General features: G+C 69.4%; 21 protein-coding genes. 8 read left to right on the top strand and 13 right to left on the bottom strand.

Going from position 1 to position 25,890, the window contains the following annotated elements; translation table 11 throughout:
- Positions 1-366 precede the first annotated feature (366 nt).
- The 5 genes from Ssi02_RS07980 to Ssi02_RS07960 all read left to right on the top strand — a co-directional run bounded on the left by Ssi02_RS07980 (position 367) and on the right by Ssi02_RS07960 (position 7,441).
- Positions 367-1,479, top strand: a complete 1,113-nt coding sequence (locus Ssi02_RS07980; protein WP_373870096.1) for a quaternary amine ABC transporter ATP-binding protein — start codon at positions 367-369, stop codon at positions 1,477-1,479.
- On the top strand, positions 1,476-3,425 hold the full coding sequence (locus tag Ssi02_RS07975) for an ABC transporter permease (protein ID WP_239128692.1): 1,950 nt from the start codon (positions 1,476-1,478) through the stop codon (positions 3,423-3,425). The genes Ssi02_RS07980 and Ssi02_RS07975 overlap by 4 nt, the downstream gene beginning before the upstream one ends.
- On the top strand, positions 3,422-4,411 hold the full coding sequence (locus tag Ssi02_RS07970) for an ABC transporter substrate-binding protein (protein WP_204022744.1): 990 nt from the start codon (positions 3,422-3,424) through the stop codon (positions 4,409-4,411). The genes Ssi02_RS07975 and Ssi02_RS07970 overlap by 4 nt, the downstream gene beginning before the upstream one ends.
- 164 nt (positions 4,412-4,575) lie before the next feature.
- Positions 4,576-5,526, top strand: a complete 951-nt coding sequence (locus tag Ssi02_RS07965; protein ID WP_204022742.1) for an ABC transporter substrate-binding protein — start codon at positions 4,576-4,578, stop codon at positions 5,524-5,526.
- 1,045 nt (positions 5,527-6,571) lie between these two features.
- Positions 6,572-7,441: a DUF11 domain-containing protein gene (locus Ssi02_RS07960; RefSeq protein WP_204022739.1), complete on the top strand. Its 870-nt coding sequence runs from the start codon at positions 6,572-6,574 to the stop codon at positions 7,439-7,441.
- 96 nt (positions 7,442-7,537) lie between these two features.
- Here the strand turns inward: Ssi02_RS07960 and Ssi02_RS07955 are convergent, their stop codons facing one another.
- The 13 genes from Ssi02_RS07955 to Ssi02_RS07895 all read right to left on the bottom strand — a co-directional run bounded on the left by Ssi02_RS07955 (position 7,538) and on the right by Ssi02_RS07895 (position 23,350).
- Complete coding sequence (locus Ssi02_RS07955; RefSeq protein WP_204022736.1) at positions 7,538-7,714, bottom strand: hypothetical protein; 177 nt, start codon at positions 7,712-7,714, stop codon at positions 7,538-7,540.
- A gap of 223 nt (positions 7,715-7,937) precedes the next feature.
- Positions 7,938-8,768: a phosphoribosylaminoimidazolesuccinocarboxamide synthase gene (locus Ssi02_RS07950; protein WP_204022969.1), complete on the bottom strand. Its 831-nt coding sequence runs from the start codon at positions 8,766-8,768 to the stop codon at positions 7,938-7,940.
- Positions 8,769-9,132: 364 nt separating this feature from the next.
- Positions 9,133-9,717, bottom strand: a complete 585-nt coding sequence (locus tag Ssi02_RS07945) for a GTP-binding protein (protein ID WP_239128691.1) — start codon at positions 9,715-9,717, stop codon at positions 9,133-9,135.
- Positions 9,698-10,060 (bottom strand): DUF742 domain-containing protein, encoded by a 363-nt coding sequence (locus tag Ssi02_RS07940; RefSeq protein ID WP_204022734.1) that lies wholly within the window; start codon positions 10,058-10,060, stop codon positions 9,698-9,700. The genes Ssi02_RS07945 and Ssi02_RS07940 overlap by 20 nt, the downstream gene beginning before the upstream one ends.
- Before the next feature lie 21 nt (positions 10,061-10,081).
- The gene (locus Ssi02_RS07935; RefSeq protein ID WP_275410620.1) at positions 10,082-10,507 is read right to left on the bottom strand and encodes a roadblock/LC7 domain-containing protein; all 426 of its coding nucleotides are present in this window, start codon (positions 10,505-10,507) and stop codon (positions 10,082-10,084) included.
- On the bottom strand, positions 10,504-13,758 hold the full coding sequence (locus tag Ssi02_RS07930) for a sensor histidine kinase (protein WP_204022732.1): 3,255 nt from the start codon (positions 13,756-13,758) through the stop codon (positions 10,504-10,506). Before Ssi02_RS07930 ends, Ssi02_RS07935 begins: the two co-directional genes overlap by 4 nt.
- Positions 13,759-13,975: 217 nt before the next feature.
- Positions 13,976-16,270, bottom strand: coding sequence for a [protein-PII] uridylyltransferase (locus Ssi02_RS07925; RefSeq protein WP_239128690.1), 2,295 nt, complete (start codon positions 16,268-16,270; stop codon positions 13,976-13,978).
- Between the two features lie 66 nt (positions 16,271-16,336).
- Positions 16,337-16,675, bottom strand: coding sequence for a P-II family nitrogen regulator (locus Ssi02_RS07920; RefSeq protein ID WP_204022731.1), 339 nt, complete (start codon positions 16,673-16,675; stop codon positions 16,337-16,339).
- Complete coding sequence (locus Ssi02_RS07915) at positions 16,672-18,036, bottom strand: ammonium transporter (RefSeq protein WP_204022730.1); 1,365 nt, start codon at positions 18,034-18,036, stop codon at positions 16,672-16,674. The genes Ssi02_RS07920 and Ssi02_RS07915 overlap by 4 nt, the downstream gene beginning before the upstream one ends.
- A 472-nt stretch (positions 18,037-18,508) precedes the next feature.
- Positions 18,509-19,423 (bottom strand): sigma-70 family RNA polymerase sigma factor, encoded by a 915-nt coding sequence (locus tag Ssi02_RS07910; protein WP_239128689.1) that lies wholly within the window; start codon positions 19,421-19,423, stop codon positions 18,509-18,511.
- Positions 19,424-19,635: 212 nt separating this feature from the next.
- Positions 19,636-20,784, bottom strand: a complete 1,149-nt coding sequence (hutI, locus tag Ssi02_RS07905; RefSeq protein WP_204022728.1) for an imidazolonepropionase — start codon at positions 20,782-20,784, stop codon at positions 19,636-19,638.
- Positions 20,781-22,166: a formimidoylglutamate deiminase gene (locus Ssi02_RS07900; RefSeq protein ID WP_204022726.1), complete on the bottom strand. Its 1,386-nt coding sequence runs from the start codon at positions 22,164-22,166 to the stop codon at positions 20,781-20,783. Before Ssi02_RS07900 ends, hutI begins: the two co-directional genes overlap by 4 nt.
- Positions 22,163-23,350, bottom strand: coding sequence for an allantoate amidohydrolase (locus tag Ssi02_RS07895; RefSeq protein WP_204022723.1), 1,188 nt, complete (start codon positions 23,348-23,350; stop codon positions 22,163-22,165). The genes Ssi02_RS07900 and Ssi02_RS07895 overlap by 4 nt, the downstream gene beginning before the upstream one ends.
- Before the next feature lie 84 nt (positions 23,351-23,434).
- Between Ssi02_RS07895 and Ssi02_RS07890 the strand changes: the two genes are divergently transcribed.
- The 3 genes from Ssi02_RS07890 (at position 23,435) to Ssi02_RS07880 (ending at position 25,888) form a co-directional block, all read left to right on the top strand.
- A complete protein-coding gene (locus tag Ssi02_RS07890) occupies positions 23,435-23,941 on the top strand; it encodes a PadR family transcriptional regulator (RefSeq protein WP_204022721.1) in 507 nt (168 codons plus the stop codon).
- Positions 23,942-23,990: 49 nt separating this feature from the next.
- Complete coding sequence (locus Ssi02_RS07885) at positions 23,991-24,947, top strand: ATP-binding cassette domain-containing protein (protein WP_204022719.1); 957 nt, start codon at positions 23,991-23,993, stop codon at positions 24,945-24,947.
- Between the two features lie 191 nt (positions 24,948-25,138).
- Positions 25,139-25,888, top strand: coding sequence for an ABC transporter permease (locus tag Ssi02_RS07880; protein ID WP_204022718.1), 750 nt, complete (start codon positions 25,139-25,141; stop codon positions 25,886-25,888).
- Positions 25,889-25,890: the final 2 nt, after the last annotated feature.

Raw genomic sequence — 25,890 nt, 5'->3', positions numbered from 1 at the left:
CCCAAGACCTCAGGGAAAATCCAGCAAGTGCGGGTAATTGGAACACAACTTCACCAGTGCGGCCAACCGAACATTGACCTACAAACATTCATTTGTGATGTACGCAGCCTCACTAGGGTCTTTCCCCGACATGATCGGAAGTACACCAGAGGACAGATGGGCATAGAAGTCACATCGTGTCCGCCTATGCCTGTTTGCATCGTTCCACAGATACGCGCTCCCGTAACGTGAAAGAAGCACATAGATCTCCGGAAGATCACAACGTTGTAGTCGAGAGCATTTCGGTCATATCTTGTGGCGCAGCGCCCTCAACCCTCGAAAACTCGGAACCGGCGAGTCCTCTCAAGAAGAATCACGAGGCCAAGCGTGTTAGAGGAGACAGTGGAAGCCGCGCGGCAGGTTCCGGATCCGGCTGCCAGACCATCGGGCAGTACCGCGATCGACGTGCGCGGACTGTGGAAGATTTTCGGTCCCCGGGCCGATCGAGTGCTCAACGGCCCCGACATTCACCTTGATCCCAACGCATTGCTTGAGAAAACCGGATGTACGGCCGCAGTCAGGGATGTCACCTTCGAGGTGCGCGCCGGAGAGATGTTCGTCGTCATGGGACTCTCCGGAAGCGGTAAATCCACCCTCGTACGCTGCCTGACCAGGCTCATCGAACCCACCGCCGGAAAGATCCACATAGCCGGTGAAGACGTGTGCTCCGCGTCCCCGGCGGCCCTCCGCGAGCTGCGCCGCCACCGCGTCAGCATGGTCTTCCAGCACTTCGGCCTGCTCCCGCACCGGCGGGTCGTGGACAACGTGGCCTACGGCCTGGAGATCCAGCGGGTCCCCAAGGCCGAACGTCACCGCAGGGCCGAGGAGATCCTCTCCCTGGTGGGCCTGGCCGGCCACGCGCAGTCCTACCCCGACCAGCTGTCGGGCGGCATGCAGCAGCGTGTCGGCCTGGCCCGCGCTCTCGCCGTGGATCCGCAGGTCATGCTGTTCGACGAGCCGTTCAGTGCGCTGGACCCGCTCATCCGCCGGGACATGCAGGCCGAGGTTGTGCGCCTGCACCGGGACGTCGGCAAGACCATGGTCTTCATCACCCACGACCTGTCGGAAGCCCTCAAACTGGGTCAGCGTATCGCCATCATGCGGGACGGGGCCGTCGTGCAACTGGGCACGCCGGAAGAGCTGGTGGCCGCCCCGGCCGACGACTACGTGGCGGACTTCGTGCGGGACGTGGCCAAGAGCGAGGTGCTCTCGCTGCGCTGGATCTGCCGTACCCCCGCCGAGAACGAACACCTCGACGGCCCGGTCATGAACGCGGAAACGATCATCAAGGACGCAGTGCCGGCGGTGCTCGGATCCGCCAGACCCATCCGGGTCGTGGAGGGCGGGAGCCTCGTCGGCGTGGTCGACCGGCTCGACATCCTCGCCGCGATGGCGGCCCGCCCCGAGCGGCCGCGTCCCGGGTCGAGGAGCAGATCGTGACGGCGCAGGCGACGGTGTCGCCCGCCGTCCCCCCGGCCCCGCCCCCGGCGGTACGGCGGCGCCCACGTGAGCGCTTGCCCCGCTTCGTGCTCCCGGTGGTGGGCGTGGCGGTGGCCGCCGGGCTCTACCTGGTCTTTCGTGGAACGGCGACGCTCCCTCACGACGACGGGGCGGCGCCGTTCCTGTTTTTGAACGACGTGCGGGACTGGGTGGACGACAACAGGAACGAAAACCCGCTGTTCCTGTATCTCATCAACTATCTGCGCCTCGGCATCGGCGGCCTGTTCGACGCCGTCTCGGCCGGTCTGCACGCGCTGCCGTGGCCCGCGCTGATCGCCCTGACGGCCGCGGCGGGGTGGCTGGCCGGCGGCCGGCGCGTGGCGCTCGTGGCGGGGCTCGGTTTCGCCTCCTTCGGGGTGCTCGGCGTCTTCGCCGCGAGCGTCGACACCCTCGCGCTCACCCTGACCGCGGTGCTGTTGTCCCTGCTTGTGGGGCTGCCGCTCGGGGTGTGGGCGGGACGGTCGCGGCGGGTGCGGAGGTTGATCACACCCGCGCTGGACGTCATGCAGATCATGCCGACCTTCGCCTATCTCGGGCCGATGGTGCTGTTCTTCCAGATCGGCCCGGCGTCGGCGACCGTCGCGACGATGATCTATTCCATCCCGCCCGCCATCCGGATCACCGCCCTGGCCGTCGAACAGGTGTCGCCCACGGCGATCGAGGCGTCGGTCTCCCTGGGCGCGACGCGCTGGCAGACGCTGCGCAAGGTGCACCTGCCGATGGCCAGGCGCACCATCACGCTGGCCGTCAACCAGACCATCATGATGGCGCTGTCGATGGTCGTGATCGCCGCCCTGATCGCCGCCCCCGGCCTCGGCTCCGACATCATCAGGGGCCTGTCCAGGGCGAACGTCGGCGTGATGCTGCCGGCGGGCCTCGCCATCGTCTTCATGGGCATCGCGCTCGACCGCCTGGTGATGGCCACCGCCGCCCCCCGCTCCCCGCGGCGCTCGCGGTACGGCGCGGCCGGGGTCCTCGCGGCCGCCGGGATCGGGCTGTCGTTCGTCCTCCCCGCGGAGTATCCCGAATCGTGGGAGTGGCGGATCGGCCCGCCCGTGGACGACGCGGTGCGGTGGATGCAGTCGGCCTGGTACGACGTCACAGAGGCGATCAAGAACATCGCGACCGAGGGGCTGCTGAACCCGCTGCAGAACCTCCTCACATCGTCGCCGTGGTGGCTCGTGGCTCTCGCCGTACTCGTGCTCGCCTGGCGGGTGAGCGGGGCTGTACCGGCCTTCACCGCCCTCGGCTGCCTGCTGGCGGTGGCGCTGCTCGGCCTCTGGGAGCACTCGATGGAGACGCTCACGACCGTCCTCGTGGCCGTCGTGCTCACCCTGCTCGCGGGACTGGCGCTCGGTGTCGCCGCGGCGCGGCACCCGCGCTACGCGGCCCTGCAGCGGCCGCTGCTGGACGCCGCGCAGACCATGCCGGCCTTCATCTATCTGCTGCCCGCGCTGGCGCTGTTCGGCACGACGCGGTTCACCGCCGTGTTCGCCTCGGTGGTCTACGCGGTCCCGCCCGTCGTGCGGCTCGTGGAGGACGGCATCAAGGGAGTGCCCCAGACGGTCGTGGAGGCCGCGCTGTCCAGCGGATCCACCACGCGGCAACTCCTGTGGAAGGTGCAGTTCCCCATGGCCAGGCGGGCCATCCTCCTCGCCGCCAACCAGGGCATCGTCATGACGCTCGCCATGGTCGTGGTCGGCGGGCTGGTCGGAGCCGGGGGGCTCGGCTTCGACGTCGTCTCAGGCTTCTCCCAGAGCAGCGATTTCGGCATGGGCTTCGCGGCCGGCGCGGCCACGGTGCTGCTCGGAATCATGCTCGACCGCATCACTCAGGGCGCCGAGAGACGCCCCTCGCCCCAACAACAGAAGATGAGGATCGCATGAGGATCGGAAGTAGAGTTCGCCTGCTCGCCGGCGTGCTCACGCTCGGCCTCGCCGTCACCGCCTGCGGCGGCGCCCGAGTGGCCGATGGCACGAACTCCACCGCCCAGCCCTCGCCCGGCGGCGCGAGCGCTCCGGCGGCCGCGGGAACGGTCAGGCTGGCCGTGAACCCGTGGGTCGGCTACGAGGCCAGCGCGGCCGTGGTCGCCCATCTGCTGAAGGACAAGCTGGGCTACACGGTCGAGCTGAAGGAGTTGAAGGAGCAGGTCTCGTGGGAGGGGTTCGAGACCGGCGAGGTCGACGTCATCATCGAGAACTGGGGACACGACGACCTCAAGAAGAAGTTCATCGAGGAGAAGAAGGTCGCGGTCGAGGCGGGCTCGACGGGGAACAAGGGCGTCATCGGGTGGTATGTCCCGCAGTGGATGGTGGACAAATATCCCGGCATCACCGACTACAGGAACCTCAACAAGTACGCCGAGCTGTTCAAGACCTCCGAGTCCGGCGGCAAGGGCCAGCTTCTGTTCGGTGACCCCTCGTACGTCAGCAACGAGGAGGCCATCATCAAGAACCTCAAGCTGAACTACAAGGTGGTAACGGGCGGCAGCGAGGCCGCGCTGATCCAGTCGGCCACGCAGGCCCAGGAGCAGCAAAAGGCGCTGCTCTTCTACTTCTGGGACCCGCACTGGCTGTTCAGCCGCACCAAGCTGGCCCGGGTCAACCTGCCGCCTTACACCGAGGGGTGCGACACCGACCCCAAGAAGGTCGCCTGCGACTACGCCGAGCTGGACCTCGACAAGATCGTGAGCAAGCGGTTCGCCGACTCCGGCGGGAAGGCCTACCAGCTGGTCAAGAACTTCACGTGGACCAACGAGGACCAGAACGCCGTCGCCAACGACATCACCAACAACGGCATGTCCGCCGAGGACGCCGCCAAGAAGTGGATCGACGCCAACCCCGCCAAGTGGCAGGCGTGGCTGCCCGCGTGATCCTCGGCTGATCCGACCGGCCGCCTCTCACGACCGGCCGTTCCGGGTTCCGGGTGCGGCGGGCTTCGCCGTACCCCTCCGGCCTTACCCCTCCCGCCGTGGCCCTGTGGCGCGTTCGCCGCAGGCCACGGCCCGCACACGACCGCACTCGACAAGGGCATGCGATGGCAACACATGGAAGAAGAGCGGCGGCCTCGGCCCTCGTGTTCGTGCTTCTGCTGGCCGGGTGCACCGGCGGCGGTGCGAGCGAGAAGGCCGAGGCCCCGAGCAAGGGCACGGTGCGGCTGGCCATCAATCCGTGGATCGGCTACGAGGCCAGCGCCGCCGTCCTCACCTATCTGCTGGCCGAGGAACTCGGCTACGAGGTGGAGAAGAAGCATCTGGACGAGGCGAAATCCTGGGAGGGCATCGAGAACGGCGAGGTCGACGTCATCATCGAGAACTGGGGGCGGGAGGCGGAGAAGAAGAAGTACATCGAGGAAAAGAAAGTCGCCGTGTCCGCCGGGACGAACGGCAACAAGGGGGTTATCGGTTGGTACGTTCCGAAGTGGATGGTCGACCGATATCCCGATATCACCGACTGGCGCAATCTCAACAAGTATGCCGACCTCTTCAAAACCTCGAAGTCGGGGAGCCAGGGACAGTTCCTCAGCGGCGATCCGTCGTTCGTCACCAACGACAGCGCGCTCATCAAAAACCTCGACCTAAATTACAAGGTCGTCTACGCCGGGAGTGAGGCGGCGCTCATCAAGGCGGCCAAACGCGCCTCGGAGGACAAGACGCCGCTGCTGATGTACTTCTACGAACCGCAGTGGCTCTTCACACAGGTGAAACTCGCCAAGATCAATCTTCCGCCGTACGCCATCGGGTGCGACAAGGATCCGAAGAAGATCGCCTGCGACTATCCGCCCTATCTGCTCGACAAGATCGTGAGCAAGCGGTTCGCCGCCACCGGCGGCAAGGCATATGAGCTCGTCCGCAATTTCCACTGGACCAACGACCACCAGAACTCCGTCGCGGACGACATCACCAACAAGGAGCTCCCGCCGGACGAGGCCGCCAAGAGGTGGGTGGACAGCAACAAGATCGTGTGGAAGGGGTGGATGCCGAAGTAGGCACCGGCACCCCCCACGGCCGCCGTCCCTTCCCGGGGTCCGGCGATCCCACCGCGCGCGACCGGAGACGCGCGGCACGTCGCGCGGGTGCGGGACGGAACAAGTGCAGGACGCCCGTCGCCCTTCGACCGCCCGACCCGGGGGACCAGAGGCCACGGCCCGGCCCGGCAGGACGGCAGCTGCCCGCCGGCGGCCCGGGCGAGGGGGCCGGCACCTCCGCCATGCCCTTGTGGCCCCTGCGGCGACCTCCACGCGCCCGTCACGGCGGTAAGGCGAAAACCCGCCATTCTCAACCCCCCGGCGACACATTACAACAGGCCGAAACCACAGCCGGCGTCTCCGCCATTCATGATCTTAATGGCGTGAAGAATTGCACACATGAGTGTGACACACATGACAACCATGCGGTTGTCATTGATTTTCTGTATTGCCGTCACGCGCACGGCGTATTACAGTTCGTGATCGAGCGATAACGTGACATTCGATCCTGACTGTGCGATTGACCCAAAGGCCGGGGATAGCCATGAGACTCCCTCAGGTCGGCTGTCGGCGCATCCGAGACGCATGAGGCCCACCACCGCGCCACGGCCTCACCACGGCATAGTCCTCCACGGCAGAGCCCGCCCATCACACCCTGTCCATCTGTGAAGACATCGACGAGTACGCAAACCTCACGCGCGAGGGGCGAAAGCACCGCTCCCTGCGGCGACATGCCGGCGGAACCGACCGGCCTCTCCCCCGATCGCCGGCGGCCATGACTCACCGAGTTGATATGCGATCGCCCACGTGGCCGCGGGCCGCCGCCGTAGAAGTGCGTGGATAAAGACCCCCGACAGGTCCTTGCCGCCGCACGCTCAATCGCCGACCGACGCCTTGGGCGCACCCGCCCGATCTCGACTGGGCCCGGCCACAGCCGCCCGCCCGTTTCCGGAGAGTCGTCGGCCCTTTCACGGTCTTACTTCACGCAGAGGCCCGCGCGGGATTTTCCGTACCCCGAATCATGTCTTCATGCCGTCGATTTTCCGTTTCGAAGGAAAGAGGTTCCATGTCGTCCACCGCACGGCGAGGCGCCCGGCTGCTGGTCGCCCTCCTCCTGGCCGCCGCCACCCTCATGACGCCGGGTACGGCTCACGCCGCCTCCACCATCACCGTCGCCCCCACAACGCTCGCCCCCGGCGACACCTTCACCATCGACTTCACCGCCACCCCGCGAAGAAGCGGCACGAACTACGCACAGCGCTTCTACACGGAGTTCGGCAACCCGCTAGGCGGACTCCACGACTTCACCAGCGTCGAATCCTGCACCGGCAACCTCGGCGGCGCGTGCACCGAGGACGGCTTCGGGCCGCTGGTGCCGCTCGGCACCCTTGTCGGCGGCACCACCTACACCGGATCGCTGACGCTGCGCGTAGACGACACCGTGCCCTCCGGCTCGACCTTCGTGGTGCGCTACCAGTTGATCAGCACGTCGGTCGGCGGCGACGCCACCCAGGACGGCCCGACCGTCACCGTGCTGCGCACCGACGCCGACATCGCTGTCGGACTCAGCACCACCGGCTCGCTCCTCGGCGGACGCATCGGCGTCACCGCCTCCGCCACCAACAACGGCCCCGGCGCCGCGGCCGACGTGGTGCTGACCACGGAGCTCCCGGCCGGCACGACCTCGGTCGCGAGCCTGCCCGCGGGTTGCCTCCACACCACCGCCGACGACCGGGTGACCTGCACGATCCCCGCCGTCGCGGGCGGCGCCACCGCCACCCGCTCGTTCACCGCCCAGCAGGGCCTGCTCAGCGTCGGGCTGGCCCTCCCCGTCACCACCACCCGCACCGCCTCCTCCACCACCGACCCCAACGCCGCCAACGACTCCGCGAGCCGCAACTGCACGGTCATCACCGGGCTGATCATCCTCTGCTGACCGGGCTCCGCCGTACCTCTCCGTCCCGGAATCGTGGCCTGGACGGAGAGGTACGGCACAAGCCCGCCGCCGCCATGTCGGCAACGGCGGGGCGTTTCAGACGGCCATGGGGCTGATGTGCGCCGCCCGGGAGGTGAGTGTGGCGAGGTGGCCGGGCCGGCTGAGCGTGGGGATGCGGGACGCCTGGCACCGGCAGGCGAAGTGGCGGGCGCGGCAGTGCACGACGTTGCCGCGCTGATTCTCACCCCGGGCGAGATAGGCCGCCGCCGGCATCCTTGGGACCTCATCAGCTGACCTCCCCGGCGGGTGGGCCGCGCCGGCATCCGCCGTATCTTGCCGGGCCCTTCCGCTCGGCCCCGGCAGGTGGACCGTGCCGGCATGGCCCCGGACCGGCGCGGGAGGAACACCGTGCCGGCGCACACCTGAGGCTCAGGACGAGCGCGGCAAGGGCATGGACGCCTGCGGGGCCTGGACGCGGGTCGGGTCGTGGCCGGTGTCAGAAGGATTTACCGGTGATGCGTTCGTATGCCTCGATGTAGCGGGCGCGGGTGGTCTCCACGATGTGGTCGGGCACTTCGGGGGCGGGGGCACGCTTGTCCCAGCCGGTGCCCGCCGCCCAGTCGCGCACGAACTGCTTGTCGAAGGAGAACTGCGGGCGGCCCGGCTCCCACTGGTCGGCGGGCCAGAACCTCGACGAGTCGGAGGTCAGCACCTCGTCGCCGAGGGTGAGCCGGCCCTCGGCGTCCTTGCCGAACTCGAGCTTGGTGTCGGCGATGACGACGCCGCGCGCGGCGGCCAGCTCCGCGCCCCGGCGGTAGACCTCAAGGGTGAGGCGGCGCAGCTCCGCGGCGAGCTCCTCGCCCTCCTGCGCCACCACGTCGCCGTAGGTGATGAACTCGTCGTGGGCGCCGAGCGGTGCCTTCGTGGTGGGTGTGAACACCGGCTCGGGCAGCTTCGAGCCCTCCACCAGGCCGGGCGGCAGAGCCACGCCGGAAACCGAACCGCTCGCCTGATATTCCTTGAGGCCGAGACCGGCGAGATATCCCCTGGCGATGCACTCGACCTGCACCATCGAAAGCCGGCGGCAGCGGACGGCGCGCCCGGCGAACTCCGCCGGCACGTCGTCGGCCGAGATGACGTGGTTGGGCACCAGGTCGGCGAGCTGCTCGAACCACCAGAGCGAAAGCTGCGTGAGCACCTTGCCCTTGTCGGGGATAGGTGTGGGGAGGATCACGTCGTAGACCGACACACGGTCGGAGGCGACCAGGATGATGTCGCCACGGTCCTCGTAGACGTCGCGGACCTTCCCTGAGTGGAGCAGCTTCACCGTTTTCCCTGTTCTGCCGGGATCGCCCGGCCGGAGCGCGTTGTTCATCGACCCCCACGACAAGGCGGAGACGGCCGACAGACTAGCCCACCGGCCGCGTCCTTCCCCCATCACCCCGGACAACGCTCGTACGGCGAGGCGCCCGCGAGGCGGCGCCGGCGGGACGGCAACGTTCCAGCGGTGAGGGCGTGCCCTGTGGCGGGCGACAGCGGCCCAAGCGACGGGCAGGGGCCACAGCGGCCCGGTGGCGGTGAAGCGGCGGCCCCACGCAGTGGCTCAGGCGGGCCGGAGTACGCCTCATGCCCCGGCGGATCGGTCCGGCGGGGCATGAGGCGGATGGCGGACGCCGTGGGCGGTGCCGTGGTCAGAGGAGGACGTGGGCCGCCCGTACTCGGACGACGTGCTCCACAAGTGTGATCAAGGTCGCTTTGACCGACTCCCGGCTGCGCGCGTCACAGCGGACGATCGGGATGTGCGGTGCGAGGGCGAGCGCCTCGCGGACCTCGGCCTCGTTGTGGGCGAACTGTCCCTCCCACCCGTTGACACCGACGACGAAAGGAAGCTGGGCCTCCTCGAAGTAGTCGATGGCCGGGAAGCTGTCGGCGAGACGGCGGGTGTCGATGAGGACGACGGCACCGATCGCACCTCTGACCAGGTCATCCCACATGAACCAGAAGCGGTGCTGACCCGGCGTTCCGAAGAGATACAGGATCAGGTCGCGCTCAAGGGAGAGGCGTCCGAAGTCCATGGCGACGGTGGTGGTCGCCTTGTTCGGAGTGTGGGCCAGGTCGTCGATACCGGCGCTCGCGTCGGTCATCACGGCTTCGGTCGTGAGCGGGAGGATCTCGGACACCGCGCCCACGAACGTGGTCTTGCCGACGCCGAACCCGCCCGCGACCACGATCTTGGTCGACGTCAGGCCGCCGTGGTTAGAGCCTGCGAAGTCCACTGAGCACCCTTTCGAGCATGTTGAGGTCTGGATGTCCCTGGCTGAGGAGAGGCTGGTGAAGGCGGACGAGGTTTTCGTCTGCCATGTCGGCCACCAGCACTCTGGCCACCCCCAACGGGACCTTCAGCAACGCGGAGATCTCGGCCACCGACCGAAATGATCGGCATAGCATGACTATGGTCTCCTGCTCAGGAGTGAGCAGCGCCATCTCGTCATCTGGGATGGACATCGAGGAAACCAGAGTCTCCACTGCCAGATGGTAGCGCGGCTCCGAGCGACCACCGGTTACAGCGTAGGGACGGAAGAGCGGCTCTTCGTCCCCGGCGCCGTCGTCACCGAGCACGACCGGCTCCCATCATCCCGCTCACCGACCGCCCCTCGACGCCTGAAGCTCCGCGCGAAGGGCCGGCGTCAGCGCCTGCCCGGCCCGCTCGACCAGCAACGTCATTTGATAGGCGACCAGCCCCATGTCGCAGTCCGGCGCGGCGAGCAGAGCGAGCACGGAGCCGTCGCTGATGGCCATCACCAACATCAGCCCGCGCTGCATCTCCACGACGGTCTGGGTGACGGGGCCGCCTTCGAAGACTCTGGCGGCCCCCACCGTAAGGCTGAGCAATCCCGCGGAGACCGCGGCGAGCTGGTCGGCGCGGTCCGGCGGGAAACCCTCAGAGGTGGCGAGGCACAGGCCGTCGGCGGATACGACGACTGCGTGCGCGACACCGGGCGTGCCGCGTACGAACTCTGTGATCAACCAATCGAACCTGCGCGCCTCATGGCTCAGGACGGTCACGAGTTCTCCTCCTCTTCCGCCCGGGGGCGGGCGCTTTCCTCACGTATTTCGGCGCGGCCACGCCGTACCCCCTGTTGGAATCCCGACATCCGGCTACGGATGCGGTCGGCCGAGACGGGAGCGGCGGGCGGCGCGGGAGTCGGCGCGCCGAGCGCGGCTGTACCTGGGACGAGGTTGGCTTTGGGGGTGCGCTTCGGCAGCCCGGCGGCTGTGACGCCGCCCATGGCGGGCTGACTGGCGGCCTGAGCGGCGCGCCAGCCCGCGTCGGACGCGCCCGTCCACCCGTCGTTCCCGCCCCCTTGGACGGGGGGAACGCGGCTGGGCGTGGGCAGCCGCCGCTCGGCGGTTGTGGTGTCCTGCGAGGCGGCGCCGTCTTCCTCTGGGTCGGCACGGCGGAACCACGCCGACTCGACCGAGGCGAAGATGGGCAGGAACTCCCCTTCATCCTCAAGCGGGGAGAAATCTACAGCGGGCATCGACGCCGTGTCCGGGTCGTCGGCGTGGGTCTTCTCGTCGTACCTGCTGTCGTATGTCCCGCCGGTGGCCGTGGGGGCCCAGGCCGAGAAGGACGGCGCTTGGTCACCGCCTTGGGCGGGCTCCGCCGTACGCCGGAAGGGGCCGGAGTCGGCCGGACCCGGCACGCTCTGCGCACCGGTGTCGGCCACGCCGCCGAATCGGAACGGACCCGTGTCGCCCGGCAGGCCGTGCCCTCCGGTGTCGGACCCGCCGGGCATGCGGTGCGAGCCGGAGTCCGACAAACCCGGCATGCGATGCGGACCGGAGTCGGACGCACTCGGCATGTGGTGCGGGCCGGAGTCGGAGACACCGGGGTGGGGGAAGCCTCCGGAGTCCGACACACCAGGCCGTGGGAAGCCCCCAGAGTCCGACACAGGGGGCGGAGAGAAGGCACCGGAGTCCGAAGCCCCGGGACGCGGGAAACCACCGGAGTCGGACTCGCCAGGGCGCGTGAAGGCACCGGAGTCCGAGGCGACGGAGAAGCTCCCGGTCTCCGACGGCTTCTGCTTGGGTGAGCGGCGGGGCAGACCGCCCGAGGTGGTCCCGCCTCCGTTGGCGCCCGGCGACGCTCCTGCACCCGGTGAGCCGGCGCCGGGCAGGGGGCCTGTGCCTCCCAGCGGCTGCGGACCGGTCCCAGAGTGGGCGCCCGGCGGCATCCCGGACAGGTCGAGCGGGCCCGAGGGGAACTCCACCGGTCCTGTGCCGAACGACGAAGCCCCCGAATACGACTGAAGCGGGGACGCCTCCCGGCTGAAGGGCCCGGTGCCCTCCGAGCCGAAGGGTCCCGTGGTGCTCCCGCCGAAGGGACGCGCGCTCTCGGCGGGCTTCTGCGCCGGACGCCCGCCCATGGGAGCGGAGTTCGTGGGCTGCCCCTGGATGACCACGACCGGCGGAAGCAGGACCATGGCGACGACGCCGCCGCCCTCGCCCGGCCGCAGCTGCACGCGGATGCCGTGCCGGAGCGCAAGCCGGCCGACCACGAACAGGCCCATGCGCCGCGAGACCGACACATCGACCACAGGCGGCTCGGAGAGGCGCCGGTTGGCCTCGACGAGCTCCTCCTGGGTCATCCCGATGCCGTTGTCCACGACCGTCAGGAGCGCCGCGCCGCCCTCGATGAGACTGCTGCCGACGACGACCTTGGTGTGCCTGGGCGAGAACTGGATGGCGTTCTCCACCAGCTCGGCGACCAGGTGCACCACGTCGTTGGCGGCCGAGCCCACGACGGCCGTGGCCCGGTGCACCTTGACCTGCACCCGCTCGTAGTCCTCGACCTCCGACAGGGAGGCGCGCACGACGTCCACGAGTTTGGCCGGCTGGCTGCGCCGCCGGTTGGGCTCGTGGCCGGCGAGGACCAGGAGGTTCTCACTGTTGCGCCGCATGCGGGTGGCGAGGTGGTCGAGCTTGAACAGGTCCGCGAGACGGGAGCCGTCCTGCTCGCCCTTCTCCAGGCCGTCGATGAGGGAGATCTGGCGTTCGACGAGTGTCTGGGTGCGCCGGGACAGGTTGACGAACATCGCGTTGATGTTGCTGCGCAGTCCGGCCTCTTCGGCGGCGAGGCGCACGGCCTGCCGGTGCACCTCGTCGAATGCCTGGGCGACTTCGGCGATCTCGTCCTCGGTCGTCGTCGAGATCGGCGCGACCACGGGCGGCTTGGCGTCGGTCGACAGGCGGAGGTTGCGGACCACGTCGGGAAGGCGGAAACCGGCGATCTCCAGGGCCTCGCTGCGCAGGCGCCGCAGCGGCGTGACCATCGACCGCGCGATGAGCACGGTGGTGAGCAGGACGAGCAGCAGCAGGGCAAGGATCGAGGCACCGGCGATGAGCGCGTTGCGCATCTCCGCGCTCTCGAGTTCCTTGGTCTCGGCCGCCACTTCCGCGGCGACCTCGTCCTCGAACTGGTCGACCAGCTGAATCACGTCGCCGTTGGTGTCGAACCACCCGGTGACGTCGCTGAGCAGGTTGTGGACCGGCCGACTGGCGGCGACCGCCTGGTTCGCGAGGAAGATGGCGCGGCTGCGTTCGATCTCGACCCGGTGGAAGGTCGGGTGGTTCAGCTTGCTCGCGAGCTCGTCGGCGCCTTGGGGGCCGACCTCGTTGCCATATTGCGCGATGTATTCGCGCAGTCGCTCGCGGTCGGCGAAGAACTTCTGGACCGTGTCGTCGTTGATGCGCCGCCTGTCGTAGGCCGCGCGCAGGATGCGCACCCGCTGGATGGACACCTGCTCCTTGATTTTGGCCAGGGCGCCGAGGGCGCGGAACTGCGCGCCCAGCTCCTTCTGGTCGCTGACCTGGGAGAAGGCGTCGTGCAGCCGGAACAGGTCGGCGATGAGATAGGTGAAGCGATCGGGGTCGGGCTTGTCTTGCAGACTGTCGATCGCCTCAAGGCCACCGCGTACACGTTTGGTCATGGTGTCCACGCGATCGCCGTAGGAGGCGTCCACAAGTTCGAGGTCGGCGCGCACCGCGCTCACGCTGCGTTTGACCGCCGCCTGCGCGTCCTTGTAGGCCGCGCTCCGCTCGCCCTTGTCGGTGGAGGCTCCCCACCAGGTGCCGGTGTCCCGCTCGATCGCGAGCGTATGAGCTAAATCGCGCAGGTGCCCGGCGTATTCGGCGGCCAGACCGACGCGGCGGTGCTCGGACACGCCCTCCACGGCGGTCACGACCCGGGCGCCGGAGAGAAACACGCCGACCGCCGTAGGCACGAGGATCAGCACGGCGAGGCGTGATCTCACACGCCAGTAACGCGGTCCCAGACGCCGGAGTGTAGATGACCGTTTTGTACGGTCCCGCCTGGCACGGCCACTTTCGGTTGTACCCGTCGTCACCGCTCTCGCTACCCCTCAAGCCTCGTTCACAAGTGGGCTCATTCGACCACAAGGTCAAGACGCACAAGCCGCTACCAGGCGAAACGGACTTAATCGTTACAAAGGTGACAACATCTAGATTTATTTACCGAAGAGCCGTAAGAACCTGATCACGAATCTGGCTTCGCTGCGCCTCGTCTGTGATCGGACGGCCGGTCCGGTCCACCACGTAGAAGACGTCAACCGCCTCTGCGCCGAGAGTCTCCACGCGCGCGGCCCGTACGTCAAGGGCACATTCACCAAATGCCCTACCAATTCGCCACAATAGGCCCGGACGATCATGAGCCCGGACTTCTACGACGGTGGCCGTGGCCGAGGCGTCGTCCACAAGCGTCACTCTCGGTGGTGCGACGGGCACACGCGACGGACGCGACGAACGGGCCCGCGCCGCCAGACGCTGCTCGATGTCCAGCCGCCCGGCGAGCACCAGTCTCAGGTCGGCCTCCAGCGTCGCCGGATCGGGCGGCGACCCGTATTCAGGCAGCACGGCGAACTCGATGACCGCCGTCGCACCGGCCGACGCCGCCGACGCCGCGCGCACCACGAGGCGGTGCGCCGCGAGCACCCCCGCCGCACGCCACAGCAGGCCCTGGCGGTCCTGCGCGACGACCGTCACCGCGCCCTGCTTGACGCGTACGGCACAGCCTCCGTGCCTGGCCGGCAGCGCCGCCTCCGGCGGCGACACGGGGGCGGGCGGCGGCGAACCCGACAACACCGAGCGCACTCTGCGCACGAGGTCGGCGACGAGCGAGGACTTCCAGGTGTTCCACGCGGCGGGCCCGGTGGCGTTGCCGTCGGCGACGGCGAGCGCGGCCAGCAACTCAAGGACGTCCCGCGACCCCACCGCCTCGGCCACGCGGGAGACGGTCACCGGGTCGTCGAGGTCCCGGCGGGTCGCGGTCTCGGGGAGGAGAAGGTGGTGGCGGACCACTGTGGCGAGCACGCCTACGTCGGCCGGGGGCAGTCCCATGCGCACGCCGATGTCCCGCGCGACCACTTCACCGGTCACCGAGTGGTCGCCCGGCCAGCCCTTGCCGATGTCGTGCAGGAGGGCGGAGATGAGCAGCAGGTCGGGCCGGCCCACGTCACGGGTGAAGGACGCCGCGCCCGCGGCGGTCTCGATGAGGTGGCGGTCGACCGTGAAGCGGTGCACGGGGCTGCGCTGCGGACGATGGCGGACACGCTCCCAGTCGGGGATGATGCGCACCAGCAGCCCGGCCTGGTCCAGTTCCTCCCACACCGGCACGGCGGCGCGCCCGGCGCCGAGCAGCGCCACGAGGGCGTCACGCGCCTCAGGCGGCCACGGCACGGGCAGCGGCGGCGACTGGGCGGCGAGGAGGGTCACGGTCGCGTGAGCGAGCGGCAGGCCCGCACCTGCGGCGGCAGCGGCGGCCCGCAGGATGAGCGTGGGGTCGTCGCGGGGGTCGGCCCCGCGCGCCAGCACCACTTCGCCGGCGTGCTCGACCACGCCGTCGGCGAGCGGGCGGCGCCCGCGGGGGGCCGGACCGGATAGGAGCCGGTCAACGGTGCGCCAGGTGGAGTCGAAGGCGTGGCCGATGGTGCGGCCCGCCTCGGCGAGGCGGCGCATCAGCGCCTCGGCGTCCATGAGGCCGAGGGTGCCGGCCACGGCGTCCTGCTCTTGCAGGACCAGCCGGTCGGCCCCGCGTGAGGTCACGACGTGAAGACCGTGCCGGATGTCCAGGAGAAGCTCATATGCCTCCCGTACACGCGGCCCCGGGGCGGAGGCCACCCACGCGGCGGCGACGGCCTGCATCGCCTGGACGTCGCGCAGACCGCCCTTGGCGTCTCTGAGGTCGGGTTCAAGGAGGAAAGCGAGCTCCCCGCGGGCCGCGGCACGTTGGTCGCACGCCTCGCGGAGCTCGCCCAGCCGGCGGCGCGAGTCGGCGCGCCATTCGGCGAGCACGGTCTCGCGCATCGCCTTGGTGAGGCCGGGGTCGCCGGCGACGTGGCGGGCCTGGATCAGGCCGAGCACGACCTTGAGGTCGTCGCGGGCGACCTTGGCGGCCTCGTGCACCGTGCGCACCGAGTGGTCCAGGCCGAGCCCGGAGTCCCAGATCGGATACCAGAGGGAGTCGGCGATGCCGCCGATGTCCTCCCTGCCGTCGTGCAGCAGGACGAGGTCGAGGTCGCTGCCGGGAGCGAGTTCGCCGCGGCCGTGGCTCCCGACCGTGATGAGCGCGACACCCGAAGGCCCGCCCCGCTCGCCCGCGGACGCCCGCCCGCCGAGCCCCGGCAGCGCGCCGCCGGCCGCGTATGGCATCGCGCACGCGGTACGGAACAACCCGGTCAGCCAGCGGTCCACCTCCGCCGACCGCTCCTTGCGGTCGGCGGAGAAGGAGCGGGCGCCACCTCGCATCATCGGATCACTCCCCCCGTTCGAGCGGCCGGCGTGCCGAACCGCGGCACCGGCGCGTCCCGGCCACGGTCAGAGGGCCTCGGGCCCGCGCTCACCCGTGCGGACGCGCATCACCGTCTCCACGGGCACCGACCAGACCTTGCCGTCACCGATCTTGCCGGTCTGCGCCGCCTTGACGATGACGTCGATCACGTCCTCGGCGTCCTCCGCCTCGGCGAGCACCTCGATGCGGACCTTGGGCACGAGGTCCACCTGGTATTCCGCGCCGCGGTAGACCTCGGTGTGGCCCCGCTGCCTGCCGTAGCCGCTCGCCTCGCTGACGGTCATGCCCTTGACGCCGAACTGCTCCAGGGCCGCCTTGACCTCGTCGAGTTTGAACGGCTTGACGACCGCCGTGATCAGCCTCATGCTTCCACCTTCTTTTCCGCCGTGCTTGGCGCGCTGTTCGCCGAGTTGGCCGCCGGCCTGCCCGCCGGCACGGTCTGCGGCACCTGCCCCGTGGCCGAGCCGACCGCGGAGGCGTGGACGGTGCCGAGGTCGTAGCCGGTCTCGGCGTGGGTCGTGATGTCGATGCCGTTGACCTCGTCCTCCTTGGAGATCCGGAAGCCCATGACGGCGTCAATGATCTTGGCGAGGACGAAGGTGACGCCGAAGGAGTAGAGCCCGACGGCCACGGGGCCGAGTGCCTGGAGGCCGAGCTGGGTCAGGCCCCCGCCGTACAGAATGCCCTCGTTCTGCTGCTCAAGCACCGGGTAGGCCGCGAGGAAGCCGAGGGAAAGCGCGCCGATGAGCCCGCCGACCATGTGAACGCCGACCACGTCGAGCGAGTCGTCGTAGTTGAAGCGATATTTCAGGCCGATGGCGTAGGAGCAGGCGGCACCGGCCACGAGGCCGATGAGCATGGCGGCCCACGGCTGGACGAAACCGGCGGCGGGGGTGACCGCCACCAGACCCGCCACGACGCCGGAGGCGAGGCCGAAGGTCGTGGAGTGGCCGTCCCTCAGCTTCTCCACCAGGATCCACGCACCGGCCGCGACGGCCGCCGCCACCTGGGTGTTCATGAAGGCGAGCCCGGTGGTGCCGTCGACGGCGAGCTCGGATCCGGCGTTGAAGCCGAACCATCCGAACCACAGGAGGGCGGCGCCGAGCAGGACGAGCGGGAGGCTGTGGGGGCGCATCGGATCCTTGCGCCAGCCGGTGCGTCTGCCGAGCACGAGCGCGAGTGCGAGACCCGCGGCTCCCGCGTTGATGTGGACCACCGTGCCGCCGGCGAAGTCCATGATGCCCAGGCTGAACAGCCATCCGTTGCCCCACACCCAGTGGGCCACCGGCACATAGACGACCGTCACCCAGACAAGGGTGAAGAGCACCCACGCCCCGAATTTGGCACGGTCCGCTATGGCGCCGCTGATCAGCGCGACGGTGATGATGGCGAAGGACATCTGGAAGGCCGAGAACACCAGGCTCGGCATGCCGGTGCCGTCGCTCTTGGTGGCGGTGTCGATGAGACTCTGGAGACCGAGGGCGTCGAGGCCGCCGACGAACCTGTTGATCAGTTCGCTTCCGTTGTCGGTGAAGGCGAGCGAGTGACCGTAGAGAACCCAGGCGACAGTGACGGTGACGATGCTCGCGAACGACATCATCATCATGTTGAGCACACTCTTGGCCCTGGTCATGCCCCCATAGAAGAACGCAAGGCCCGGGGTCATGAGCAGGACCAGAGCAGTGCTCACGAGCATCCAGGCCGTGGATCCGCTATCGATCTTCATATGCGGCGGCCCTCCTTCCACATCGGTTGTGAGCCCGGGACATCGCCACCGGGTCCCCACAGCGTCTGCTTCGGGAGTTTCAGCGTCCGACCTCGGATGTTTCACATGGGTGAAACTCAGTCACTCCGTGTTTCCTGAATGTTTCCCAACGCCCATAAAAGAAAGAACAGCCCCAAACCGCCGTCAAGCGGGTGGGGCTGCGATATCAGACGGCCCATCTTTAGGCCATGCGGCAAGCCGGCCGGGCCCTCCCACGGGGACCGGCCGGAGCCGGGCCGACGCGTCGGCCCGCGGACCGGTAAGCGTTCGTTCCACACGCAGGCGGGCCTTAAACGCATGGCGCGGCGAATCGTCCCTCCGGGGCTCACGGACCGGCGGGCGGATGGCCGTCCTCAGGCGGTCCACCCGCCCCGCCGTCCCGCCGGGGAGTCCCGCCTCCTTCGAGTGCGGGCCGTGAACGGGAGCGCGGGGTTCAGGCTGCGGTGGCGAGCTTGCGCAGCCGGGCCAGCGCGTCACGCTCGATGCGCCGGGCCCGGTCGCGGCCTATGCCGTACCTCTCGCCGACCTCGGTCAGCGTGTGCTCCCGCCCGTCGATGAGCCCGTAGCGCCAGCGCAGCATGTCGCGCGTCTGGTTCTCCAGGCCGGTCAGCCACTGCTCAAGCCGCTCACGCTCAAGCACGTCGATCGCCTGCTGCTCGGGGTCCCCCCACGTGTCGTCGGCGATCATGTCGCCCAGCTCGGTCTCGTCCTCGTCGCCCACGCCCAGTTGCAGCGAGACCGGGTCACTCGCCCAGCGGCGCAGCTCGCGCACCCGCTCGATGGGCAGTTCGAGCACCGCGGCGAGGTCGGCGTCGGTCGGCTCGGCGTCGAACTCGGCGAGCATGTCCCGCCGGACCCGCATGAGCCGCGTCATCTGCTCACCGGCGTGGGTGGGCAGCCGCACCGGCCGCGCCTGCTCGTGGATGGCCCGCCCCACCGACTGCCGGATCCACCACGTCGCATATGTCGAGAACTTGTACCCCCGCCGGTAGTCGAACTTCTCCACCGCCCTGACCAGGCCCAGGTTCCCCTCCTGGACCAGGTCGATGAGCGGCATCCCCCGCCCGGAGTATTTCCGGGCCACCGCCACGACCAGGCGCAGGTTGGCCTGGATGAACTCCTCCTTGGCACGCAGACCCGAGATCGCCAGCCGCTCCAGCTCCTCGTCGGCGGCGTCCGCGAAACGCGGCTCGCTCCCCCCGCCGTCAAGCAACTGACCCGCGAAAAGCCCGGCTTCGATGCGCTTGGCGAGCTCGACCTCCTCTTCGGCGGTGAGCAGGGGAACACGCCCGATCTCAGCGAGATATGTCCCCAACAGGTCCCGGTCGGAGACCTGCTGTTCCTGCATGCGATTCCCCGTCGGCCTTGCCATCCCCTGGCACCTCGTTCCCGCCCCGATGCGTCGGCTTTTTCGGAATATCCCGAAGTTGTGCTTTCAACCCGGCCAACGTGCGAACCAAGGCAAAGATTCCCGAAGAAAGTACGTCTACAGAATGGTTTCCGATTCCTACCAGAGGAGGATGCCCCAGCGGACATTTAGCGAGTCGGCAGGTCAGCGGCTCATACCACCCGCCGTCCCTCCTGCCACACGCCGCTCACCAGAGGCACTCCTGGGCGATACGCCAAGTGAACATATGACGGCGCATCCAACATCACGAGATCTGCTCGTGTCCCCCGTTTCAACACGCCCACATCGGTCCGCCGGAGCGCACGGGCCCCGCCCCTCGTCGCCGCCCGCACGGCCTCCAAAGGGGTCATCCGCATCTCCCGGACGGCGAGCGCCACACAGAAAGGCATCGACGACGTATAAGAGGAGCCGGGGTTGCAGTCGGTCGCGATCGCGACCGTCACCCCCGCGTCGAGGAGCCGTCGCGCCTCCGGATAAGGCGACCGCGTCGAGAACTCCGCCCCGGGCAGCAGCGTGGCCACCGTGCCCGAGGACGCCAGGGCGTCGACGTCGTCGTCGGTCAGGTGCGTGCAGTGGTCGGCAGACGCCGCCGCGAACTCGCACGCGATGCGCACCCCCGGCCCGTGCCCGAGCTGGTTGGCGTGCACCCTGGGCGCGAGCCCGGCCTCGACACCGGCGGCGAGGATCTCCCTCGCCTGATCGGCGTCGAACGCCCCCCGCTCGCAGAACACGTCCACCCACCGCGCATATGGCGCGCAGGCGTCCAGCATGGGCCCCGTCACCAGGCGCACGTAATCGTCGGCGGACGCCCCGCGCGGGACGACGTGGGCGCCGAGGTAAGTCGTCTCCCCGGTGAAACGCCCCGCGATCGCCAGCGCGCGGCGCTCGTCCTGCACGGTCAGGCCGTAGCCGCTCTTGATCTCGACCGTGGTGGTGCCCTGCGCGAGCATCTCGGCGACCAGCGCCTCCGTGCGCGCCGCGAGCGTCTCGTCGCTCGCCGCGCGTGTGGCGGCCACGGTCGTGTGGATGCCGCCCGCGGTGTACGGCTCGCCCGACATGCGGGCCGCGAACTCCGCCGTGCGGTCGCCCGCGAAGACCAGATGCGCGTGGCTGTCCACAAACCCCGGCAGAACACACCGGCCGTCGACGTCCACCCGCTCGTCCGCCTCGGGCGCGGCGCCGGCCTCACCGACCCAGACGACATGACCCTCGGAGATCACGAGGGCGGCGTCCGCGATCTCCTCGCGGGCCGGGTCGCCGGTGTAGAGCAACCCGATCCGGTCGAACAGCACCGAGGTCATCGCACCTGCCCGATCGCCTCGGCCAGCATGGCGCCCACGTCGCCGAGGACGTGATTCCCGCCGGCGACGACGCGCCGACCGCCGGAGACCACACTGTGCACGTCGGCCGCGGCGGCGCCGAACACCACGGCGTCCGCGGCGCGCGCCACGGTGGCTCCCGCCGTGCGCACCGAGTCGAGGCGCACCGAGACCAGGTCCGCCCACGCGCCGGGGCAGAGCGTGCCGCCGTCGGGGAAGCCCAGGGAGGCGTGGCCGGTCGAGGTGGCGGCGCTCAGCAGCTCTGCCGCCGTCCAGTGGCAGCGGCGCTCGGTGGCGAGCCGCTCGCCGAGCTCGACCGCGCGGGCCTCCTCGAACATGTCGATAATCGCATTGCTGTCGGTGCCGAGCGTGATGGGCGAGCCGGCCTCGAAGAGCGTGCGGGCCTGGCCGATGCCGTCGGCGAGGTCGCGCTCGGTGGTCGGGCACATGCACACGTGGGTGCCCGACTGGCCGAGCAGCGCGATGTCCACATCGGACAGGTGGGTGGCGTGCACGGCGGTCGACCGCGGGCCGAGCGCGCCGTGCTCGTGGAGCACCTGGACGGGTGTCGCGGAGTACATCTCCACGCAGGCGGAGTTCTCGGCGCGCTGCTCGGAGACGTGCGCGTGCAGCGGGACGGCGTGGTGGTCGGAGAACGCGACGACCGTGCGCATCTGCTCGGGCGCCACCGCGCGCACCGAGTGGATGGCGACCCCCACCTCGACCGCGGGCTCACCTTTATATGCCGACGCGAGCGCCTCGGCGCGGACGGCCCAGCGCTCGGCGTCGCCGTCGCCGAACCGCCGCTGCGCGCCCGTGAGCGGCATGCCCACGCCGCCGCTCAGATAGCAGGCGTCGATGAGCGAGATGCGCAGCCCGGCCTCGGTGGCGGCCTGGATGAGCGCGTGCCCCATCGCGTTGGGGTCGGAGTATGGCACGCCGCCGGGCGCGTGGTGCAGATAGTGGAACTCGCCCACGGCCGTGATGCCGGCCATGGCCATCTCGGCGTAGGTCGCGCGGGCCAGGGATAGATAGGTGTCGGGGTCGAGCCGGTCCGCCACGGAGTACATCTGCTCGCGCCACGTCCAGAAACTCGCCTCGCCCTCCAGTCCCCCGCCGTGGGTGATGCCGCGCAGGGCGCGGTGGAAGGCGTGGGAGTGGGCGTTGGCCATGCCGGGCAGGGTGAGGCCGTCGAGCCGCTCGGCCCCCGGCGGGGGCGCGGGCACATCGCGCACGATGTCGTTGAACCGGCCGTCGGCGACGGTGACGAGCACACCCTCGGCGACCTCCCCCGGAGGCACCCAGGCGAGCTCGCACCAATATGACGTGACCACGCTTGTCCGCGCCTCCTCCGATGCTGTCATGTGCACAGCGCCTCCAGGACCGATGAGAGGGCGGTGACACCCGCCCGGCAGTCGTCGGCGTCGGCGTGCTCGGCCGGGGAGTGCGACACCCCGGTGGGGTTGCGCACGAACAGCATCGCACTGGGCACCCCCGCCGACGCCAGGATGCCCGCGTCGTGTCCCGCCCCGGTGGGCAGGATCGGCGCGTCGCCGAGCAGGCCGGCGACCTTGTCGCGCAGCGGGACGTCGAAGTCGACCACCGGTGTCCAGGACTCCTCGCTGACCGTGGCCCCCGACCCGAGCGTCAGCTCCGACACCAGGGCACGCACCGCGCGCTCGCCCGCGCCCCGCGCGTCGAGCCAGGCCGACACGCGGCCCGGGATCGCGTTGGCGTTGCCGGGCCACACGCGCACCTTGCCGAAGGTCGCGAGCACTCCGTGGCGCTCGGCGGCGACCCGCGCCGTGAGCACCGCGCGGGCGAAGGGCAACATGGGGTCGTCGCGGTCGTGGAGCCTGGTCGTGCCGGCGTGGTCGGCCGTGCCCTGGAAGTCGAAGCGCCACCTGCCGTGCGGCCAGATGGAGCTCGCCACCCCCACGGGGGCGCCCTTGCCGACAAGCCCGCGCCCCTGCTCGACGTGGAGCTCGACGAAGACCCCCACCCGGGCGAGGGTCTCGTCGTCGCGGCCGAGTGCCATGGGGTCGCGGCCGGCGCGGCGCAGCACGTCGGCCATCGTGTCGCCCTCGTCGTCGCGCAGCCCCCGTGCACGCTCCGGGTCGAGCACGCCGGTGAGCAGGCGCGATCCGATGCAGGGCACGCCGAACCTGGCGCCTTCCTCGTCGGTGAAGCAGACCACCGCGAGCGGTCTGCCCGGAGTGAGGCCGCGCTCCCGCATCAGGTCGATCGCCGCGAAGGCGGACACGACGCCCAGCGGACCGTCGAAGGGGCCGCCCTGGCGCACGGAGTCGAGATGGCTGCCGGTGACGACCCCGGGACCCGCGGCCGGATCACCCCACCACGCCCACAGATTGCCGTTGCGGTCTACGTCGAGGTCGAGCCCGCGGCGGGCGGCCTCCCCTTTAAACCATTCACGCAATTCCAGATCGGCGGGCGACCAGGCGTCTCTGACGTAGCCGCCGCTGTCGCGATCTCTGCCGATCTCCTCCAGCACCTCAAGCACGCCTCTCACTCTAGTGAATGACCTCATTCACGAGGAAGAGCGGAGTCCACTTGCGCTAGCCATACAAACTTGTATACAAATTTGCATATGTCATCCACTCGGGTTCTTCTCTTGGGTGTCCTGCTCGACGGTCCGCTGCACGGCTACGAGGTACGGCGGAAGCTGGAGCTCTGGGGCGCCGACAGCTGGGCCAACGTCGCCTACGGCTCGATCTACCACGGTTTGTCGAAGATGGCGGACGAGGGCCTGCTTGAGATCATCGAGAGCGGCAAGGGCGGCAAGACCGTCTACGGGATCACCCAGGCCGGGCGCGATCACTTCTACTTCCTGCTCGGGGAGTATTGGTGTGACGTCAAGCCCATCGTCGACCCGTTCCAGGTGGCCGTGACCTTCATGGACCGCATGAGCGAGGGCCGGTTGCTGGCTCTGATGCATGAGCGCACCCAGCAGCTCACGGCGACCGTCGGCATGATGGCCCGCGCCAGAGGCGGCAAGCAGGGCTTCGGCGCCCCACGTCACGTCGACGAGTCCCTGGACATGATCAGGTCCATGCTTCAAGTGCAGCTCGACTGGCTTGAGCAGGCCATTCCCCGGGTGAAGGACAACGACCTGCCGTAACCGGCTGTGCACGCGTACCGCCGGCCCCCAGCCCCGACGGAGACGTCACGTGATCATTGACACCCACGACCTGAAGAAGACCTTCACCACCAGGAAACGGCGTGGAGCCCCCGAGACCGTGCACGCGGTCAGGGGGATCGACCTGACCGTCAAGAAAGGTGAGATCTTTGGGGTGCTAGGCCCCAACGGCGCCGGCAAGACCACCACGATCCGCATGCTGGCCACCCTGCTCACCCCCGACGCGGGCGGCGGCACCGTCGCGGGCCACGACCTCGTCGGCGAGCCCGGCCAGGTGCGCCGCAAACTCGGCTACGTGGGTCAGGCCGGCGGCGTCAACGACTATTCCTCACCGCGCACCCAGACCATGCTCGCGGCCCGCATCCACGGCATGAGCAAGGCCGAGGCCGCCCGCCGCACGGAGGAGATCTTCGCGGCCCTCGGCATCGCCGAACTCGCCGACCGCCAGGGCCGTTCGTTGTCCGGCGGCCAGAAGCGCCGCGTCGCGCTCGCCCTCGGCCTCGTCCACCGGCCGCCGCTGCTGTTCCTCGACGAGCCCACCACGGGCCTCGACCCGCAGAACCGCGCCAACCTGTGGGACCAGATCCGCGGGCTCCGCGAGGAGGGCACCAGCGTGGTGCTCACCACGCACTACCTCGACGAGGCCGACGCCCTGTGCGACCGCCTCGCCATCGTCGACCACGGCGTCGTCGTGGCCGAAGGCACTCCCTCCGAGCTCAAGCAGCGCGTCGCGGGCGATGTCGTCACCCTCCGCCTCAGCGCCCCCGGCGCGGCCGATGTGCTGCGATCGGCGCACTGTGTCCGCGAGGTCCGCGAGGACGGCGACACCCTGCGGGTCTACGTCGACGACGGGGAGCACACCCTGCCCGTGCTGCTGCGGCTCCTGGAAGAGCACGGCCTCACCCTCCAGTCGCTCGGCATGCAGCACGCCAGCCTGGACGACGTCTTCCTCACCCAGACGGGCCGCTCACTGCGCGACGCCTCCTAGCCCCCTCGGCGGACCACGCGGGGCGTCCGCCGAGATCCGAGCTCAGAGGCCCTCCCAGCACATGCCGTCCTATGGAAACCGACTCCTCACACCGGCCGGGGGCACCGTACGGCACGGCACAGTACGGCGCCGCCGTCGCCGGCCGCGTGTCCCCCGCCGGGCCGCCAATCTCCCTCCCCTGGAGGAAACCCATGTTTCGCCACATCGCCCTCTTCTACGGCCATGAGATCCGGGCCACGATGCGCAATCCCGCGTGGTCGCTCTTCGGCATCATGCAGCCGCTCTTCTACCTCGTGTTGTTCGCCCCGCTGGTCGCGAACACCACCCCCGGCGTCCCCTTCGGCGACGCGCTGCGCGACTTCACCCCGGGCCTGCTCGTCATGGTGGCGCTCTTCAGCTCGCTGTTCGTCGGCTTCGGCATCATCGGCGAGATCGGCAACGGGGTGCTGGAGCGCATAGCGGTCAGCCCGGCGAGCCGCCCGGCCATCGTGCTCGGCCGCACCCTGCGCGACGTCACCATGCTGATCCTGCAGTCGCTGGTGCTCGTCGTGATCGCCATGGCCTTCGGCATGCGCGCGCACCTGCCCGGCCTGCTGGTCATGCTGTTGCTCATGGCGGTGACCGGCGTCTTCGCCTCCGGCCTGTCCTACGGCCTGGCCCTGGCCGTGCGCGACGTGAACGCCCTGTCGCCCATGTTGTCGTTCCTGTCGATGCCGCTGATCCTGCTCACCGGCATCATGTTGCCGATGAGCTTCGCCCCCGCGTGGATGCAGGCCGTCGTGCAGTTCAACCCGCTCTACCACACGGTCGAGGCCGGCAAGGCGCTGTTCCGCGGCGACTTCGGGGAGCTCTCCATCGCCATCGCCTTCGTCTCCCTCATCGCGCTCGCCATGCTCACCACCCGCTGGTCGATCTCCTCCATCCGGCGCATCACCCTGTAACC

This window comes from Sinosporangium siamense (assembly GCF_016863435.1).
GTDB classification, from domain to species: domain Bacteria; phylum Actinomycetota; class Actinomycetes; order Streptosporangiales; family Streptosporangiaceae; genus Sinosporangium; species Sinosporangium siamense.
Note: the sequence above shows the minus strand (reverse complement) of the source record. Positions and strands in the feature narration are given on the sequence as shown.

What these genes read in the sequence shown, in the direction of transcription:
- Ssi02_RS07970 (WP_204022744.1), top strand. Translation starts at nt 3,422, where the DNA reads ATGAGGATCGGAAGTAGAGTTCGCCTGCTCGCCGGCGTGCTCACGCTC.
- Ssi02_RS07965 (WP_204022742.1), top strand. Translation starts at nt 4,576, where the DNA reads ATGGCAACACATGGAAGAAGAGCGGCGGCCTCGGCCCTCGTGTTCGTG.
- Ssi02_RS07960 (WP_204022739.1), top strand. Translation starts at nt 6,572, where the DNA reads ATGTCGTCCACCGCACGGCGAGGCGCCCGGCTGCTGGTCGCCCTCCTC.
- Ssi02_RS07955 (WP_204022736.1), bottom strand. Translation starts at nt 7,714, where the DNA reads ATGCCGGCGGCGGCCTATCTCGCCCGGGGTGAGAATCAGCGCGGCAAC.
- Ssi02_RS07925 (WP_239128690.1), bottom strand. Translation starts at nt 16,270, where the DNA reads ATGATGCGAGGTGGCGCCCGCTCCTTCTCCGCCGACCGCAAGGAGCGG.
- Ssi02_RS07920 (WP_204022731.1), bottom strand. Translation starts at nt 16,675, where the DNA reads ATGAGGCTGATCACGGCGGTCGTCAAGCCGTTCAAACTCGACGAGGTC.
- Ssi02_RS07915 (WP_204022730.1), bottom strand. Translation starts at nt 18,036, where the DNA reads ATGAAGATCGATAGCGGATCCACGGCCTGGATGCTCGTGAGCACTGCT.
- Ssi02_RS07910 (WP_239128689.1), bottom strand. Translation starts at nt 19,423, where the DNA reads ATGCAGGAACAGCAGGTCTCCGACCGGGACCTGTTGGGGACATATCTC.
- hutI (WP_204022728.1), bottom strand. Translation starts at nt 20,784, where the DNA reads ATGACCTCGGTGCTGTTCGACCGGATCGGGTTGCTCTACACCGGCGAC.
- Ssi02_RS07900 (WP_204022726.1), bottom strand. Translation starts at nt 22,166, where the DNA reads ATGACAGCATCGGAGGAGGCGCGGACAAGCGTGGTCACGTCATATTGG.
- Ssi02_RS07895 (WP_204022723.1), bottom strand. Translation starts at nt 23,350, where the DNA reads ATGAGGTCATTCACTAGAGTGAGAGGCGTGCTTGAGGTGCTGGAGGAG.
- Ssi02_RS07880 (WP_204022718.1), top strand. Translation starts at nt 25,139, where the DNA reads ATGTTTCGCCACATCGCCCTCTTCTACGGCCATGAGATCCGGGCCACG.